This window comes from Streptomyces sp. GSL17-111 (genome assembly GCF_037911585.1).
Taxonomy (GTDB): Bacteria; Actinomycetota; Actinomycetes; order Streptomycetales; family Streptomycetaceae; genus Streptomyces.
The window spans coordinates 1837686-1853373 of sequence record NZ_JBAJNS010000001.1 but is presented as its reverse complement, the minus strand read 5'-3'; the positions used below and the strand labels follow the sequence as shown (position 1 = coordinate 1853373).

General features: G+C 73.4%; 8 protein-coding genes and 1 pseudogene. 7 read left to right on the top strand and 2 right to left on the bottom strand.

Annotation, left to right across the window (positions count from 1 at the left end; translation table 11 throughout):
- The first annotated feature begins 102 nt into the window (after positions 1–102).
- From V6D49_RS07835 to V6D49_RS07815, 5 genes and pseudogenes are all read left to right on the top strand, one after another.
- A complete protein-coding gene (locus tag V6D49_RS07835; RefSeq protein WP_340558304.1) occupies positions 103–369 on the top strand; it encodes a hypothetical protein in 267 nt (88 codons plus the stop codon).
- 98 nt (positions 370–467) lie between these two features.
- Positions 468–2999, top strand: coding sequence for a SpoIIE family protein phosphatase (locus V6D49_RS07830; RefSeq protein WP_340558302.1), 2532 nt, complete (start codon positions 468–470; stop codon positions 2997–2999).
- 137 nt (positions 3000–3136) lie between these two features.
- Positions 3137–5023: pseudogene (locus tag V6D49_RS07825) on the top strand (ATP-binding SpoIIE family protein phosphatase); the annotation flags it as partial.
- A gap of 200 nt (positions 5024–5223) precedes the next feature.
- Positions 5224–7602: an ABC transporter family substrate-binding protein gene (locus V6D49_RS07820; protein ID WP_340558301.1), complete on the top strand. Its 2379-nt coding sequence runs from the start codon at positions 5224–5226 to the stop codon at positions 7600–7602.
- Positions 7603–7647: 45 nt separating this feature from the next.
- Positions 7648–8862 carry an amino acid deaminase/aldolase gene (locus V6D49_RS07815; RefSeq protein ID WP_445330483.1) on the top strand — a complete coding sequence of 405 codons (1215 nt, stop codon included), beginning with the start codon at positions 7648–7650 and terminating at the stop codon, positions 8860–8862.
- Between the two features lie 72 nt (positions 8863–8934).
- Here V6D49_RS07815 and V6D49_RS07810 read toward each other — a convergent pair whose 3' ends face one another.
- Both V6D49_RS07810 and V6D49_RS07805 read right to left on the bottom strand, forming a co-directional pair.
- Complete coding sequence (locus tag V6D49_RS07810) at positions 8935–10995, bottom strand: galactose-binding domain-containing protein (protein WP_445330482.1); 2061 nt, start codon at positions 10993–10995, stop codon at positions 8935–8937.
- 135 nt (positions 10996–11130) lie between these two features.
- Positions 11131–11730: a TetR/AcrR family transcriptional regulator gene (locus tag V6D49_RS07805; protein WP_340558299.1), complete on the bottom strand. Its 600-nt coding sequence runs from the start codon at positions 11728–11730 to the stop codon at positions 11131–11133.
- A 230-nt stretch (positions 11731–11960) separates the two neighbouring features.
- On the opposite strand from V6D49_RS07805, the gene typA reads away from it, so the two are divergent.
- Positions 11961–13826 carry a translational GTPase TypA gene (gene typA, locus V6D49_RS07800; protein WP_340558297.1) on the top strand — a complete coding sequence of 622 codons (1866 nt, stop codon included), beginning with the start codon at positions 11961–11963 and terminating at the stop codon, positions 13824–13826.
- Positions 13827–14054: 228 nt separating this feature from the next.
- Positions 14055–15686, top strand: coding sequence for a peptide ABC transporter substrate-binding protein (locus V6D49_RS07795; protein WP_340558295.1), 1632 nt, complete (start codon positions 14055–14057; stop codon positions 15684–15686).
- The last annotated feature ends 2 nt before the right edge of the window (positions 15687–15688 follow it).

The window sequence follows — 15688 nt, the reverse complement described above, 5'->3', positions numbered from 1 at the left end:
GGAAATTTGTCCGCTCGTGGTGGGACGAATGCGCTCCGTGAAGGTCAGGCGTACGCTCAGGCATATGCGGACAGCAGCACCGTGCAGGGGTGGGGAGAGGCGATGAGCGAGGCCAGCACGTTGCCCTGGCTGGTGATACGCCAGGACGAGGACGGCGGCCGGTACCGCGTGGGCCGGTGCGCGACGCGCGTCGAGGCCCAGCGTCTCGCCGACCGGCTGCGCGCACCGCGCTCCGGCGCGCGCCCCGAGGACGCCGGGCCCGGCGGTCCGGCCGAGGCCGGGCCGGCCTCGGCGGCCGGGGCGCCCGACGCCGGGCCCACCCGCTACCTGGTCGAGCGTTTGGAGCAGCCGAGCGGTGGCCCCGCCTGACGCCGGGCACAATCGGGGATGCGGGCAGGACGCCCGCCTTCGCCGGGGCCCTGCCCCAGACGCCCTGGTGAGGCCTGCCGAGCGGGGACGTGGGCGGAGTGAGCGAGGCACCCGGCGCAGGCGCACGCCCGGCCGACGCACGCCCGCCCGGCGCGGGCGCCCCCGGCACGGAGCCTCCCGGCGCACGCGGCTCGCTGGACTCCCTCCTGGACGCCCTGCGCCTCGGCGTCGTCATCCTCGACACGCGGGGCCGCGTCCTGCTGTGGAGCCCGCCGACCGAGGAGCTGCTCGGCTGGCGGGCCGACGAGGCGACGGGCCGCTCGTTCGCGGACTTCCTCGCCGGGGACCAGCCGGTCGCCCGGGCCCCGTCCCGCGTCCTCGCCGAGCTGCGGCGCGGACGGCTGTGGCGCGGCGTGGTCCGTGCCCGGCACCGGGCCGGCCACACGGTGGAGGTCGAGGGCTACGCCTCGCTCCTGGAGGACGCCGACGGCGAGCCCTTCATTCTGGCCAATGTCGTGGAGACCGGCCGACTGCGGGCCGTCGAGCACGACCTCGCGGCCCTGGACGCCCTGTTCGACTCCTCCCCGCTCGGCATCGCCCTCTTCGACGACCGGCAGCGCTTCGTGCGGGCCAACAAGGCGATGGAGCGGCTGAACGGCACGCCGACGGACCGCATGCTGGGCCGCACCGTCGAGGAGGTGTTCCCGGCGCCCTACGCGCGCGAGATCGCGCGGGTGCAGGACACCGTGCTCGCCACGGGCCGCACGCTCGTGGACATGGTGATGGAGGCGCCGGACGGCAGCGGCCACCGCTCGGTGTCCTACGCCCGGCTGACGGACCGTGCCGGGCAGGTGCTCGGCACGAGCTGCACGATCCTGGACATCACCGAGCGCCGCGAGGCCCTGGAGCACGTCGAACGGGCCCGGCAGCGGCTCAAGCTGCTGGACGACGTGGGGCTGGCCCTCGGCGACCTGCTGGACGTCCGCCGGATCTCCGACGCCCTCGCCAGGGCGCTCGTGCCGCGCCTGTGCGACTACGCCGGGGTCATGCTGCACGGCGCCATCGCCACCGGTGACGAACTGCCGGGGCGGCTGCCGATCGCCGGCGTGCCCCTCCTCCAGCTCGGCGTGGCGGGCAAGCGCGTCGGCCCGGAGGTGGAGCGCATGCTGCGCGTCGGGCAGGACATCGCCTTCGCGCCGCGCTCCTTCTTCGCGACGACGCTGGCCACCGGACGTCCGCACCTGGCGCGGTCGCAGGAGGACCTGGTCGCGGCGACGTACCCCGGCGATCCCAAGGTGCGGGCGGCGGTCGAGCTCGGCATCCACTCGCTGATGGCCCTCCCGCTGAGCGCGCGCGGCATCGTGCTCGGCCTGCTGGTCATCAGCCGCGCCGACGAGCGCGAGGGTTTCGACGAGGACGACGTCGCCCTCGGCATGGAGATCGGGGCGCGGGCCGGGGTGTCGCTGGACAACGCCCGCCTCTACGCGCGCGAGCGCGAGGGCGCCCTGATGCTCCAGCGCAGTCTGCTGCCCCAGCGCGTGCCGTCCCCGCCCGGACTGGAGATCGGCTACCGCTACGTCCCCGGCAGCAGCGCGGCGGAGGTGGGCGGCGACTGGTTCGACGTCATCCCGCTGGCGGGCGGCCGGGTCGCCCTCGTCGTCGGCGACGTGATGGGGCACGGGCTGCGGGCCGCCGCGACGATGGGACGGCTGCGCACGGCGGTGCGGACGCTCGCCGCCCTCGACCTCGCCCCCGACGACCTCCTGCGCCGCGTCAACGACCTCGCCGACGACCTCGCGCAGGGCCCCGAGGAACCCCTCATGGCCACCTGCGTCTACGCCGTCTACGACCCCTCCACGCGGCACTGCGCCATCGCGAAGGCCGGGCACGTCCCGCCGCTGCTGCTCACCGTCGACCCGGCGACCGGGCGGCGGCACACCAAGCCGTTGGAGCTGCCCTCGGGCGCGCCGCTGGGCGTGGGGGACGTGGCCTTCGAGCGGCGGGAGTTCACCGTGGCGGAGGGGGCGGCGCTCGTCCTCTACACCGACGGGCTCATCGAGTCGCGGCACGAGGACATCTCGGAAGGGCTGTCCCGGCTGCGGAGGCGGCTCACCTCCGGCACGGGCGAGGTGAGCATCGAGGACCTCTGCGACGACGTCCTCGCGCTGCTCCCGCAGGGCGGCCCCGGCGGGCCGGCCGGCCCCGGGGGCCCGGACGACGTGGCGCTGCTCGTCGCACGGCTCGGCGGGTTGCCCGAGGACAGCGCGGCGAGCTGGGCGTTCCCCGCCGAGGAGACGGCCGTCCGGCGCGCGCGGGCCGCCGTGCGCGACACCCTGCACGCCTGGGACCTCGACCCGCTGTGCGACGAGGCCGTGCTCCTCGTCAGCGAACTCGTCACCAACTCCCTGCGCTACGCCCACGGACCCATCGGTGTGCGCATGGTGCGCGGCGCCTCCCTGCTCGTGGAGGTGTCCGACCCGCTGCCCGACCCGCCCCGCGCCCGCACCCCGGCCCACGACGACGAGGGCGGCCGGGGCATCCAGCTCGTCGCCCAGTCCGCGCGCCGTTGGGGCACCCGGTACGGGCCGATCGGCAAGACGGTGTGGTTCGAGCTGCCCCTGCCTGGTTAGGAGTCAAGCAGCAGGCGGGGAGCGCCGCCCTCCACCGGCGGGGCCCGCGCGGCACGGCCGGCGCAGGGGCGGCACCCGACAACCCGTCCCGCGACGGCCGACGGAGTGCCACACTTCTGTCGGTGCCGCTCGCCCGCGGCGGCACAGCACGACGACGGGACGTTCGGGGACGTTCCGCACAACGGGAAGGGGCGGCGTTGAGCGACATGCCAGTCGAGACGGGGAAGCCTGACGACGTACGCCGAGCCCTTGCCCTGCTCAACGCCGCCGGTGCCCGTATCGGCAACTCGCTCGATCTGGAGCGGACCGCGCGGGAGTTGCTCGACGTCGCCGTGCCGCAGTTCTGCGACCTGGCCTCCGTCGACCTGTACGAGGCGGTGCTCGCGGGGGAGGAGTCCCGGCCCGGCCGTGGCGGCGAGGGCAGCGCACCGCTGCGGCGGGTCGCGCTCGCCAGCGCCGTCGGTGCCGTGGGCGAGGGCGCCCACCCCGACAACGTGCCGCTCGGCGCGACGCACCGGTTCGCCTTCGAGTCGCCCTGCGCGGCGGCCCTGCGCACGGCACGGGTGCGCCCGGTGCCCCCGGCCGGCCCGGCGGAGCCCGAAGAGGCGCGCGGCACACGGCCGTTCGGGCTGGTCGTCCACTCGACGCTGGCGGTGCCCATGGTGGCCCGCGACCAGGTCCTGGGGGTGGCCCAGTTCTCCCGCGCCAAGGGCAGCGAACGCTTCGGCGAGCGGGACGCCGCCCTGGCGGCCGAGCTCGCCGCGCGGGCCGCCGTCTGCATCGACAACGCCCGCCTGTACCGGCGCGAGCACGAACGCGCCCTGATACTGCAACGCAGCCTGCTGCCCCCGGGCGACCCCGAGGCCGCCGGGCTCGACATCGCCTGCCGCTACCGTCCCGGCACCGCCGCCACCGAGGTCGGCGGCGACTGGTTCGACGTCATCGAGCTCCCCGGGCACCGCACCGCCCTCGTCGTCGGGGACGTCATGGGGCGCGGGCTGCGGGCCGCCGTGACGATGGGCGAGCTGCGCACCGCCGTCCGCACCCTCGCCCTGCTGGACCTGGAGCCGGCGGAGGTGCTGGAGCGGCTCGACGAGATCGCCCGGGGCCTGGGCGGCAACCCCTACCGGCGGCGCGGCGGCCCGCTGGACAACCCCGACCACCTGGGCGAGGTCTATCTCGCCACCTGCGTGTACGCCGTCTACGACCCCGTCTCGCGCCGCTGCACCTTCGCCAACGCCGGGCACGTCCCGCCCGTGCTCGTCGAGCCGTCCGAGGGCCGGGAGGGCGGGGGTGGTCCGCCGCTGCTGTTGGAGGGGCCGGGTGGACTGCCGCTCGGGGTGGGGGGCGAGCCCTTCGAGCAGATCGACGTCGAACTCCCCGACGGCGCGCTGCTCGCCCTCTACACGGACGGGCTGGTCGAGTCCCGCGACCAGTCGCTGGACGTCGGGCTGCTGCGGCTGCGGCAGGCCCTCACCGACGCCGACCGACCGCTGGAGGACATCTGCGACCGGGTGCTGGCGGGCAACGGGGCGCCGCAGGGGGACGACGACGTGGCCCTGCTGCTCGCCCGCGTGCAGGGGCTGCCGCCGTCCGCCGTGGGCGACTGGCGGCTGCCCTCGGCGGCCCGTTCGGTCGCCCGCGCCCGCGACCTGGCCTGCGCCCAGCTCGCCGACTGGCACCTGGACGGGCTCACCGACACCACCGAGCTGCTGGTGAGCGAGCTGGTCACCAACGCGCTGCGGCACGGTTCGGGCGAGATCCGGCTCCGGTTGCTCATGGAGCGCACGCTCGTGTGCGAGGTCTGGGACACCAGCCCCGTGCAGCCGCGCCGACGACGGGCCCGCGACACGGACGAGGGGGGCCGGGGCCTCCAGCTCGTGGAGCTGCTCTCCGCCGGATGGGGCAGTCGGCGGACTCCGGGCGGCAAGGCCGTCTGGTTCGAACTCTCCCTGCCGCACGACGGCGGCCCCAAACCGCCGGACGCCCTGGACGCGATGCTGGACGCCTACCCCATGCTGTGACGGGTGCCGCCCCGGGCTGAGGGAGCGCGTGCGGCACCGCCGGACGCGTCCACTCGGGTGGGCTTGCCCCGCGCGGCGCCGTGTCTGCGCCGCGTGTGAGCTGACGCGCCGTTCGATGGCCTCTGAAAGATGTGATGAGCCGTCCATCGCACTAGTCGGCTTGTCGGGTCAGCTCCCGGAGGTAGATCGCCATGCCACCCGTGCCAGCCATCGCATCCGCTCCCGGGCGCAGGACGGCGACCGTGCTCGCCGCAGGCCTGTTGCTGGCCCCGCTGCTGGCCGGGTGCAGCGGCGAGGAGGATCCGAGCGAGGGCAAGAGCGGCTCGGCCCGCGACCTCTCCCTGGCGGAGCGGGGACAGGTCCGCTTCGGGGGCACCCTGCGCTGGGCCGTCGACGCCGCGCCCGTCACGCTCAACGCCTACCAGGACGACGCCAACGCGGCGACGGACCGGATCGCCGGAGCCACCCTCCCGGCGCTGTTCACGCTGGACAGCCGGGGTCGTCCCCAGCTCAACACGGACTACCTGGAGTCCGCCGAGGTCGCCGAACGGGAACCGCAGCAGGTCGTCGTCTACCGGCTGAACCCGAAGGCCCGCTGGAGCGACGGCACCCGGCTCTCGGCCGCCGACTTCGCCGCCCAGTGGAACGCCCTCGGCGGCGGTGACGGCGGGTACTGGGCGGCGCGCGGCGCGGGCTACGACCGCATCCACAAGGTCGAGCCCGGGGAGGAGGACGGTGAGGTCAAGGTCACCTTCGCCCGCCCCTACGCCGACTGGCGCTCCCTCTTCACACCGCTCTACCCCGAGTCCGTCACGGGCGAGCCCAAGGCGTTCAACACGACCTCCCGTACGAAGCTCCCCGTCTCCGCCGGTCCCTTCACCGTCAAGGGCGGCACGCTCGACCCCGGGGCCGACACCGTCACGCTGGAGCGGAACAACGCCTGGTGGGGCGACCGCGCCAAGCTGGACTCCCTCGTCCTCAAGGCCGTGCCCACGGCCGAGCGCGGCGCCGCGCTGGCCGCCGGTGAGCTGGACATCGCGGAGATCAGGCAGCCGGTGGCCGACCGCATCGCGAAGGCCGCCGGCGCGGCGACGGCGGAGGCCCAGGCGCGCGGCACGGCCTCCGACGACGCGAAGGCGGGCGAGGAGGCCGAGGAGGCCGAGAAGGACGAGGAGGCCGAGAAGGACGAGGAGAAGGCGGCCGAGAAGGAAGCGAAGGAAGAGAAGGCCGAGGACGAGAAGACCGAGAAGGCGGACAAGGACGAGAAGGACGCCGGGGAGAAGGACGGCGCGGACGGGGTCGACAAGAAGGAGAAGGAGGCCGAGGAGGCCGCCGACGCGGCCGAGGAGCGGGAGCGGCTCCGGCGGTACACCGTGCGGCGGGCCTACGCGCCGTCCTACGTGCAGCTGGCCCTGAACGGGACCTCCGGACCGCTGCAGGACGAACGGGTCCGCCGGGCCGTCGCCCAGGCGCTGGACCGGGAGGCCCTGGCCCGGGCCGTGCACCGCCCGGCGGGGCTGCCGGTGCGGGCGCTGGGGAGCCACCTCCGGATGTACGACCAGGCCGGTTATCACGACAACAGCGCTGCCGTCGGGGAGGCGACCAGGGCCTCCGCGTCCGGCCTGCTGGCCGAGGCGGGGTGGAAGGGCGGCCCGGCCGTCCCGTCCACCGAGGACGGCACCGGCTCCGACGCCGCCGCCCAAGCCGATGCCGACACCGCCAAGAACGGCACCGAGGACGACGACGCGCGGCGGGCCGGGGCCGCTCCACCGGTGCGGGCTCCGGCGTTCACCGGGGTGGCCAGCAGCTCCGAGCGCGGTCGCGCCGCCGTTCTGCGGCAGGCCGCCCACGCGGACGCCCGGGCCGCGAAGGCGGCGAAGAAGAAGGGCGGGAAGGAGGCGAAGGAGCTCGCCGAGGCGGCCGAGGAGTCGCTGGCGGCGGCGGCCGAGGCGACCGACGCGCTGGACACACTGCTGCACGCCGAGGCCAACCTGCTGCGTCTGAAGGAGGGTCGGGAGCTGGAGCTGCGCATGGTGCTCCCGGCCGGGGACGGTTCCGAGCAGATCCGCCGCACCGGTGAGCGGATCATCGCGATGCTCCAGCGGGTGGGCGTCGGGGTGGAGGTGACCCGGGTGCCGGACGGTGCCTTCCTCCAGGACCACCTGGCCTCGGGCGACTTCGACCTGGCGCTGTACGGATGGCCGGCGACGGCCTACCCGGCGACGGACACCCGGCCGATCTTCGCCAAGCCGGTGGCGTCCCCCGACGGATCGCTCCTGATCGAGCAGAACTTCACCCGGGTCGGCACGGACCAGGTCGACCAGCTCTTCGAGCAGGCGGTCACCGAGCTCGACGACGAGGAGCGCGAGGAGCTGATCCGGCGGATCGACGCCCGCGTGTGGGCGGCCGCCGGATCGATTCCGCTCTTCCAGCCGCCGCAGCTGGTGGCCGTCGCGCGGTCGCTCGGCAACGCCGGGGCGTTCGGCCTGGAGACGCCGCGCTACCAGGACATCGGCCACGCGCGTCCCGCCCGCTCGGAGGAGGGGCGCAGCGCCGTCCCGGGACCATCCGGACAGTAGTCTTGGTCACTTGACCTAGTCCGGGCCCTGGGACATGCTCACCCTGTGCCCGACGTGACGCCGACCATCCGATCCACCCCCGCCTCCGGGCCCGCGCGGCTGCGCGCGGCGACCGACGCGCTGGAGACCCCGTACGCCGTGGTCGACCTCGCCGCCCTGCGCGCCAACGCGGCCGACCTGCTCCGCCGCTCCGGCGGCACGCCGATCCGGGTGGCCAGCAAGTCCGTGCGCTGCCGGGAGGTGATGCGCCGCGTCCTCGCGCTGCCCGGTGTGCACGGCGTCCTGGCGTTCACGCTGCCCGAGGCGCTGTGGCTGGCCGGTGAGGTCGACGACGTCGTCGTCGGCTACCCGACGGTCGACCGCACGGCCCTGCGGCGCCTGGCCGCCGACGAGCGGCTCGCGTCCCGGGTCACGCTCATGGTCGACAGCCGGGAGCACCTGGAGTTCACCGCCTCCGCCGTCGGGCGGGGCGGTCCGCCGCTGCGGGTGTGCCTGGAGCTCGACGCCTCCCTCCGGCTCGCCGGGGGGCGCGTCCACGTCGGCGCCCGCCGCTCGCCCGTCCACACCCCGGGCGACGCCGCCCGGCTCGCCCGGGCCGTCGTCGCGCATCCGCGGTTCACGCTGGTCGGAGTGATGGCCTACGAGGGGCAGATAGCCGGCATCGGGGACGACCGGCCCGGCCCGGCCCGGTTCGGCGTGCGCGCCGTGCAGCAGGTGTCGGCCCGGGAGCTGGCGGGCCGCAGGGCGGCCGCCGTGGCGGCCGTCCGGGCCGTCGCGCCGCTGGAGTTCGTCAACGGAGGCGGCACGGGGAGCGTGGAGCTGACGGCCGCCGAGGACGCCGTGACGGAGGTGGCCGCCGGGTCCGGACTGTTCGCCCCGGCCCTCTTCGACCACTACACGCGCTTCACCCCGCGCCCGGCCGCCTACTTCGTGCTCTCCGTCGTACGCCGCCCCTCGCCCCGCCACGCCACGGTGCTCGGCGGCGGCTGGGTGGCCTCCGGGCCGCCGGGCCGCGACCGGCTGCCCACCCCGGTCTGGCCGCGCGGGCTGGGCCTGTTGGCGGCCGAGGGGGCCGGGGAGGTGCAGACGCCGCTCACCGGCCCGGGGGCGGCCGGGCTCCGGATCGGGGACCGCGTCTGGTTCCGGCACCCCAAGGCCGGTGAACTGTGCGAGCACGTCGAGACGTTGCACCTCGTGGACGAGGACGGCGGGGTGACGGCCGTCCCCACCTACCGGGGCGAGGGGCACGCCTTCCTCTGACGGCCACGGTGCCCGGTCCGGCGGACGGGTGCGGGCCCGGTCCGGCGGACGGGCGCGGGCCCTGCCCGACCGTCAGCGGGCGTGGACGGAGACCTCGTGCAGCGAGAGCCCGTACCGCGTCGCCCGTTCGGTGCCGTACACCCGGACGTGCCGGGCGCGGACGGGGTCGAAGCGCGCGGTCTCGACGCCACCGGAGCCCGCCCGCGTCGACCACACGGCGCGCCAGTCCGTGCCGTCGTCCGACACCTCGATCCGGTATCCGCTCGCGTGGGCCCGCTCCCAGTCCAGCACGACCCGGCCCACCGTGCGGGGCGCGCCGAGGTCCAGGCTCAGCCACTGGCCCTCCTCCCAGCGGCTGGCCCAGCGGGTGCCCGTGTCGCCGTCGACCGCGCGGTCCGGTGCGAAGCGTCCGAAGAGGCTCCACTCCGTCGAACTGGCCGTCGCCGTGGCCCCCTCGGCCAGGTCGGCGGCCCGGTCGTGCCCCTGCGTCGCGTTCCAGGTGTCGAGGTAGGACTGGGCTCCGTCGAAGAGGTCCCCGACGACGTCCTCCCCACCGATCCGGCGCATGTCCTCGATCCAGTCCGGCAGCAGCCCGTAGTGCGCGCCGCCGTCCACGTTGACGTCCCAGGTCCGTTCGCCCGTGACCTGCCGGTCCAGGAGCGAACCGCCGTCGACGCTGCGGTAGGGGTAGGTCACCGGGTCCGGGGCGTCGGCGCCGCGCGGCGCCGGCCAGCCCCCGACGCCGTTCATGTCGGCGCCGATGCCCAGGCCCTTGCCGTACTCCTCGCGGAGATCCGCTCCCGTCCGGGCCTCGTTCACGAAGTGCTCGCTGCCGTGGGCGTACTGGGCGATGAAGCCGCCGAGCCGGTAGACCCGCTCGGACCAGTCGCGGTCCATCCAGCTGTGCGTGGAGAGCACGCCCGGGTAGTCCACCGACTCCAGGATGTCCAGCGTCCGCCCGGCCGCCTTCACGCTCATGTGGTCGATCTCGACCATCATGCCGCGCTCCATCAGCCCGTCGAGGGCGTACTCGCCGAGCCGCGTCAGCCCGCGTGTGTTGCACCGTGCGCCCTCGTCGTAGGCGGGGACGCCCACCCCCGGCGGCAGCATCGCCTCGAACTGCGGGACGTCGGCCGTCCCGATGGGGTTGTCCTGCTGCGGCCCCCGGCACTCCTCGGTGGTCCACCAGGTGCCGGTCGACAGGAACTGGCCGATGTTGATGATCGTCCCCTGCGTGCCGGAGTCGAACCGCACACCGCACAGGGCGTTGTCGAACTTGTGGCACAGGAACATGCTGCGCACGCCCAGGTCGTACAGCTCGTCCAGGCCGCGGTCGATGTCCTCCCGGTCGCACCGCGCGAGGTCGAGGACCTGCTTGCAGCCGAACGGTTCGGACGTCTCGACGCCCAGGACGACGGCCAGCTTGCCGTCCTCGATGACCTCGCGCGCCTGCCCGGCGTCGGTGACGATGCGGAACCAGCCCTTGCCGGGGCCGCCGTACATGTCGTCGACGTAGGTCTGCAGGGCGTAGGTCCTCTCGATCTGGAGCCGGATGGACTCCATCTCGTCGCAGCCCCGGTCCTTGAAGAAGTAGATGGAGCAGATGACGCCGTTGGAGACCATGTCGGTCACCATCACGCGCTGTCCCGCGCGCCACGAACGCTCCACCCACGCGTAGTAGTTCTGCTGGTGGGTGAGCGACTTGTGCGTCGGCCACTCCTTGAACGTCGGCCAGCCCACGGGATCGTGGTGCCAGTCCGGGTCGGCCGTGAGGTTCTCGAAGATGGCGCCCTTGCCGTCCGGGTAGTGCTCGGGGCAGTCCTTGAGCGCGTCCGCGACGCCCTCCTCGGAGAACGGCTTGCCGCAGATGAGACGGCCGCCGAAACCCTCGTTGGACATCAGGTGGTTGTGCGCGTCGACGTAGCCGCGCACGTCGCCGTCGGCGTCCGTGCCGGTGAAGGGTTCACCGGTGACGTTGACCCGGGAGTCGGGCGTCGGCCGGTCGACGGGCTCGTACCACGGGACGCCGTCGGCCGCCCGGGCGCCCGGTGGCGCGGCGGCGCCCGCGACGAGGGCGAGGAGGAGGGCGGTCAGCGCGACCGCGGTCAGGGCGAGGTGGCGGCGTGGTCTCACGGTCGCTCCCGGTGTCGTGTGACGTGGGTCGCAACATAGAGTTGGTCAGATGACCGGGTCAATAGTCCCGGACGCACGACCACGCAGCGTGCGGAACTCACCGGGGCCTCCCTCGCGCGGACCCCGCGCGGCCCCTCAGGGGACGGGTCGCGCCAGCCCCACCACATGGGAGGCCGCCAGGTCCAGCGCCGCGCCCGCCGCCCGGTCGTCCCCCTCGTTGAGGTAGAGCAGTGTCAGCCCGTCGACCACCGACGCCGTGTACCGGGCGAGCACCGGCACCGGCACCGTCCACGTGACGCCGCAGCCCTCCGCCAGCGCCTCCAGCACCCGGGTGTTGGCCTCCAGGTAGCTCTCGTACTGCCGCTTCGCCAACGCGGCCAGCCCCGGACGGCGCAGCGCGTACTGCGTCAGCTCGTAGGTGACGCGGTGCTCGTCGGGGTGGTCGAGCACGTGCTGCCAGTAGGCGTCGAGCCCCGCGCGCAGTTTGTCCTCGAAGCCGCCGGCGCCCTTCAGCACCTCCAGCATCCGGTCCAGGGTGTGTCCGGTGATGGTCGCTATCACGTTCTCCAGTAGCTCCTGCTTGGAGCGGAAGCAGTAGTGGAAGGCGCCCAGCGGCATGCCGGCCTCGGCGACGATCGACCGCGTGGTGGCCGCCGCGACGCCGTCCCGGACCATCACCCGGATCGCCGCCTCGACCAGCAGATCACGCCGTACGTCCGCCGACACCCGTGCCACGGCCGCCACCTCCTCGCAGTTCGCCTTCGGGCACCCTAAGCCGTGACCGGCGGGTCATCGCCGCACGTCCGGGCGGCGGAGGCCGCTCAGCCCCGGACAGGAGCGGGCCGGCCCGGGCGCGACCCGTACCATGGAAGGACCCAGGCCGCGGCGTCGACGATACGAGCCCGGCGGGCAGCCGGGCACACGCCCGCGCTGCCATCCACAACTCCGGGAGAAGCGCCGCACGCATGCCCACGCGCAACGACATCCGCAACGTCGCCATCGTCGCCCACGTCGACCACGGCAAGACCACCCTCGTCGACGCCATGCTCAAGCAGGCCGGCGCCTTCGCCGCACACCAGCAGGTCGACGAGCGGGTGATGGACTCCGGCGACCTGGAGCGCGAGAAGGGCATCACCATTCTCGCCAAGAACACCGCCGTGAAGTACCACCCCAAGAGCGGCGACGGCCCCGTCACGATCAACATCATCGACACCCCGGGCCACGCCGACTTCGGCGGTGAGGTCGAGCGCGGTCTGTCCATGGTCGACGCGGTCGTCCTCCTCGTCGACGCCTCCGAGGGCCCCCTCCCGCAGACGCGGTTCGTGCTGCGCAAGGCCCTCCAGGCCAAGCTGCCGGTCATCCTGTGCATCAACAAGACCGACCGCTCCGACGCCCGCATCGGCGCCGTGGTCGACGAGACCTACGACCTCTTCCTCGACCTGGACGCCACCGAGGAGCAGATCGAGTTCCCCATCGTCTACGCCTGCGCCCGGGACGGCGTCGCGTCGCTGACGAAGCCCGAGGACGGCACCGTCCCGGCGGACAGCGACAGCCTGGAGCCGTTCTTCACCACGCTCCTGGAGACCGTCCCCGCGCCGACGTACGAGGAGAACGCGCCGCTCCAGGCGCACGTCACCAACCTCGACGCCGACAACTTCCTCGGCCGCATCGCGCTGTGCCGCGTCCAGCACGGCACCCTGAAGAAGGGGCAGACCGTCGCCTGGATGAAGCGCGACGGCTCCGTGCAGAACGTCCGCGTGACCGAACTGCTGATGACGGACGCGCTCACCCGGGGCCCCGCCGAGCAGGCCGGGCCGGGCGACATCTGCGCCGTCGCGGGCATCGCCGACATCATGATCGGCGAGACGCTGGCCGACCCGGAGAACCCGGTCGCCCTGCCGCTCATCCAGGTCGACGAGCCGGCCATCTCCATGACCATCGGCACGAACAACTCCCCGCTCGTCGGTAAGGGCGGCAAGGGCCACAAGGTCACCGCCCGCCTGGTCAAGGACCGCCTGGACCGCGAGCTGATCGGCAACGTCTCGCTGCGCGTGCTGCCCACCGAGCGGCCCGACGCCTGGGAGGTGCAGGGCCGCGGCGAACTGGCCCTGGCCATCCTCGTCGAGACGATGCGCCGCGAGGGCTTCGAACTGACCGTCGGCAAGCCTCAGGTCGTCACCAAGGAGATCGACGGCAAGGTCCACGAGCCCGTCGAGCGCATGACGATCGACGCCCCCGAGGAGTTCCTCGGCGCCATCACCCAGCTCATGGCGAGCCGCAAGGGCCGCATGGAGACCATGACGAACCACGGCTCCGGCTGGGTGCGCATGGAGTTCATCGTCCCCTCGCGCGGCCTCATCGGCTTCCGCACGGAGTTCCTGACGGAGACGCGCGGCACGGGCATCGCCCACTCCATCTCCGAGGGCCACGAGCCGTGGTTCGGGGACCTGCGCACCCGCAACAGCGGCTCCCTCGTCGCGGACCGGGCTGGCGCGGCCACGGCCTACGCCATGCTGAACCTCCAGGAGCGCGGCACGATCTTCGTCGAGCCGGGCACCGAGGTGTACGAGGGCATGATCATCGGCGAGAACTCGCGCGCCGACGACATGGACGTGAACATCACCAAGGAGAAGAAGCTCACGAACATGCGGGCCGCCTCCTCCGACACCACGGAGAACCTGGTGCCGCCGCGCAAGCTCTCCCTGGAGCAGTCGCTGGAGTTCTGCCGCGAGGACGAGTGCATCGAGGTGACGCCCGAGACGGTGCGCATCCGCAAGGTGAACCTCGACGCGCGGGAGCGCGCCCGCGCCGTGAGCCGCGCCAAGCGCTGACGCCCGGCCCGCAGGGGCCGACGACCCACGACGGGCCTGCCGTGGAGCGGAGTACCTCCGCCCGGGCGGGCCCGTCCGTCGTTTCTCCGACCCCCGTGCAGCCCCGCCAAGGGGCCACACGGGGGTTTCTGGGTTTCTCTTCGGCGCCCGGCCGAGTGGCACACGTGCGGGGCGCGCCCGAAAGGAGTGGTATGGGCGGAAAGTGACCACAGGACGAGGAGGCACCTCATGCGCGGAGCCAGGCGTGTCGGCTGGGCCGTCGCGACGGTGACGACGGTCGCCCTGGCCGCCGGAGCCTGCGGCGGCGGGGACGGTGGCGGCGGCGGTGACGGCGTCGTCCGGGCGTCGTGGGGCGACCCGCAGAACCCGTTGGAGCCCGCGAACACCAACGAGGTGCAGGGCGGCAAGGTCCTGGACATGATCTTCACGGGTCTCAAGGAGTACGACCCGGAGACCGGCGAGGCCAAGGACGCCATGGCCGAGTCCATCGAGACGGACGACCAGCAGACCTTCACGGTGACGATCAAGGACGGCTGGACGTTCTCGGACGGCACCGAGGTGACGGCCAGCTCCTTCGTCGACGCCTGGAACTACGGCGCCAACCTGGACAACAACCAGGTCAACGCCTACTTCTTCCAGTTCATCGAGGGCTACGACGAGGTCCACCCCGAGGACGAGGGCGCCGAGCCGACGGCCGAGGAGATGTCGGGCCTGGAGGTCGTCGACGAGCGGACCTTCCGCGTCACCCTCACCCAGAAGTTCTCGCTGTGGCCGGAGACGCTCGGCTACACCGCCTACGCCCCGCTGCCGCAGGTCTTCTTCGACGACCACGACGCCTGGCTGGAACGGCCGGTCGGCAACGGGCCGTACCAGGTGGAGTCCTACAACCGGGGTCAGTCCATGAGGCTGTCGACGTACGAGGAGTACAGCGGGGAGGACGAGCCGCAGAACGAGGGCGTCGAGCTGATCGTCTACACGTCCAACAACACCGCCTACACCGACCTCCAGGCGGGCAACCTGGACGTCACCGACGACATCCCCGCCTCCCAGGTGCGCAACGCCGAGCAGGACCTCGACGGGCGCTACATCAACCAGCCCGCCGGCATCATCCAGACCATCACCTTCCCCCTCTACCAGGAGGAGTGGGAGGGCGACGAGGCCGCCGACGTGCGGCGCGGCCTCTCGATGGCCATCAACCGGGACGAGATCACCAGCCAGATCTACGGCGACACCCGCACCCCGGCCACCGACTGGACCTCCCCGGTGCTCGGCGAGGACGGCGGCTACGAGGAGGGGCTGTGCGGGGACGCCTGCACCTACGACCCGGAGCGGGCCCGGCAGCTCATCGAGGACGGCGGCGGCCTGCCCGGCGGCTCCGTCACCCTGACCTCCAACGTGGACACCGGCTCGCACCGGCAGTGGATGGACGCCGTCTGCAACAGCATCAACAACGTGATGGACGACAACAACGCCTGCCGCGTCAACCCCGTCGCGACGTTCGCCGAGTTCCGTGAGCAGATCAGCGCCGACCGCATGACGGGCATGTTCCGGGCCGGCTGGCAGATGGACTACCCGCTCATCCAGAACTTCCTCCAGCCGCTCTACTACACGGACGCCTCGTCCAACGACGCGGGCTACAGCAGCGCCGAGTTCGACCGGCTGGTGGACGAGGCCAACGCCTCAGCCGACCAGAACGAGGCCGTCGAGACCTTCCAGGACGCCGAGCGGGTGCTCGCCGAGGACCTCCCGGCCGTCCCGCTGTGGTACCAGAACGGCACGGCCGGCTACTCGGACCGCGTGGACAACGTCCGCCTCAACCCCTTCTCCGTCCCCGTCTACAGCGAGATCACGGTCAACTGATC

Excerpts from the sequence above, each read along its gene's own strand:
- V6D49_RS07835 (WP_340558304.1), top strand. The coding sequence starts at position 103 with ATGAGCGAGGCCAGCACGTTGCCCTGGCTGGTGATACGCCAGGACGAG.
- typA (WP_340558297.1), top strand. The coding sequence starts at position 11,961 with ATGCCCACGCGCAACGACATCCGCAACGTCGCCATCGTCGCCCACGTC.
- V6D49_RS07795 (WP_340558295.1), top strand. The coding sequence starts at position 14,055 with ATGCGCGGAGCCAGGCGTGTCGGCTGGGCCGTCGCGACGGTGACGACG.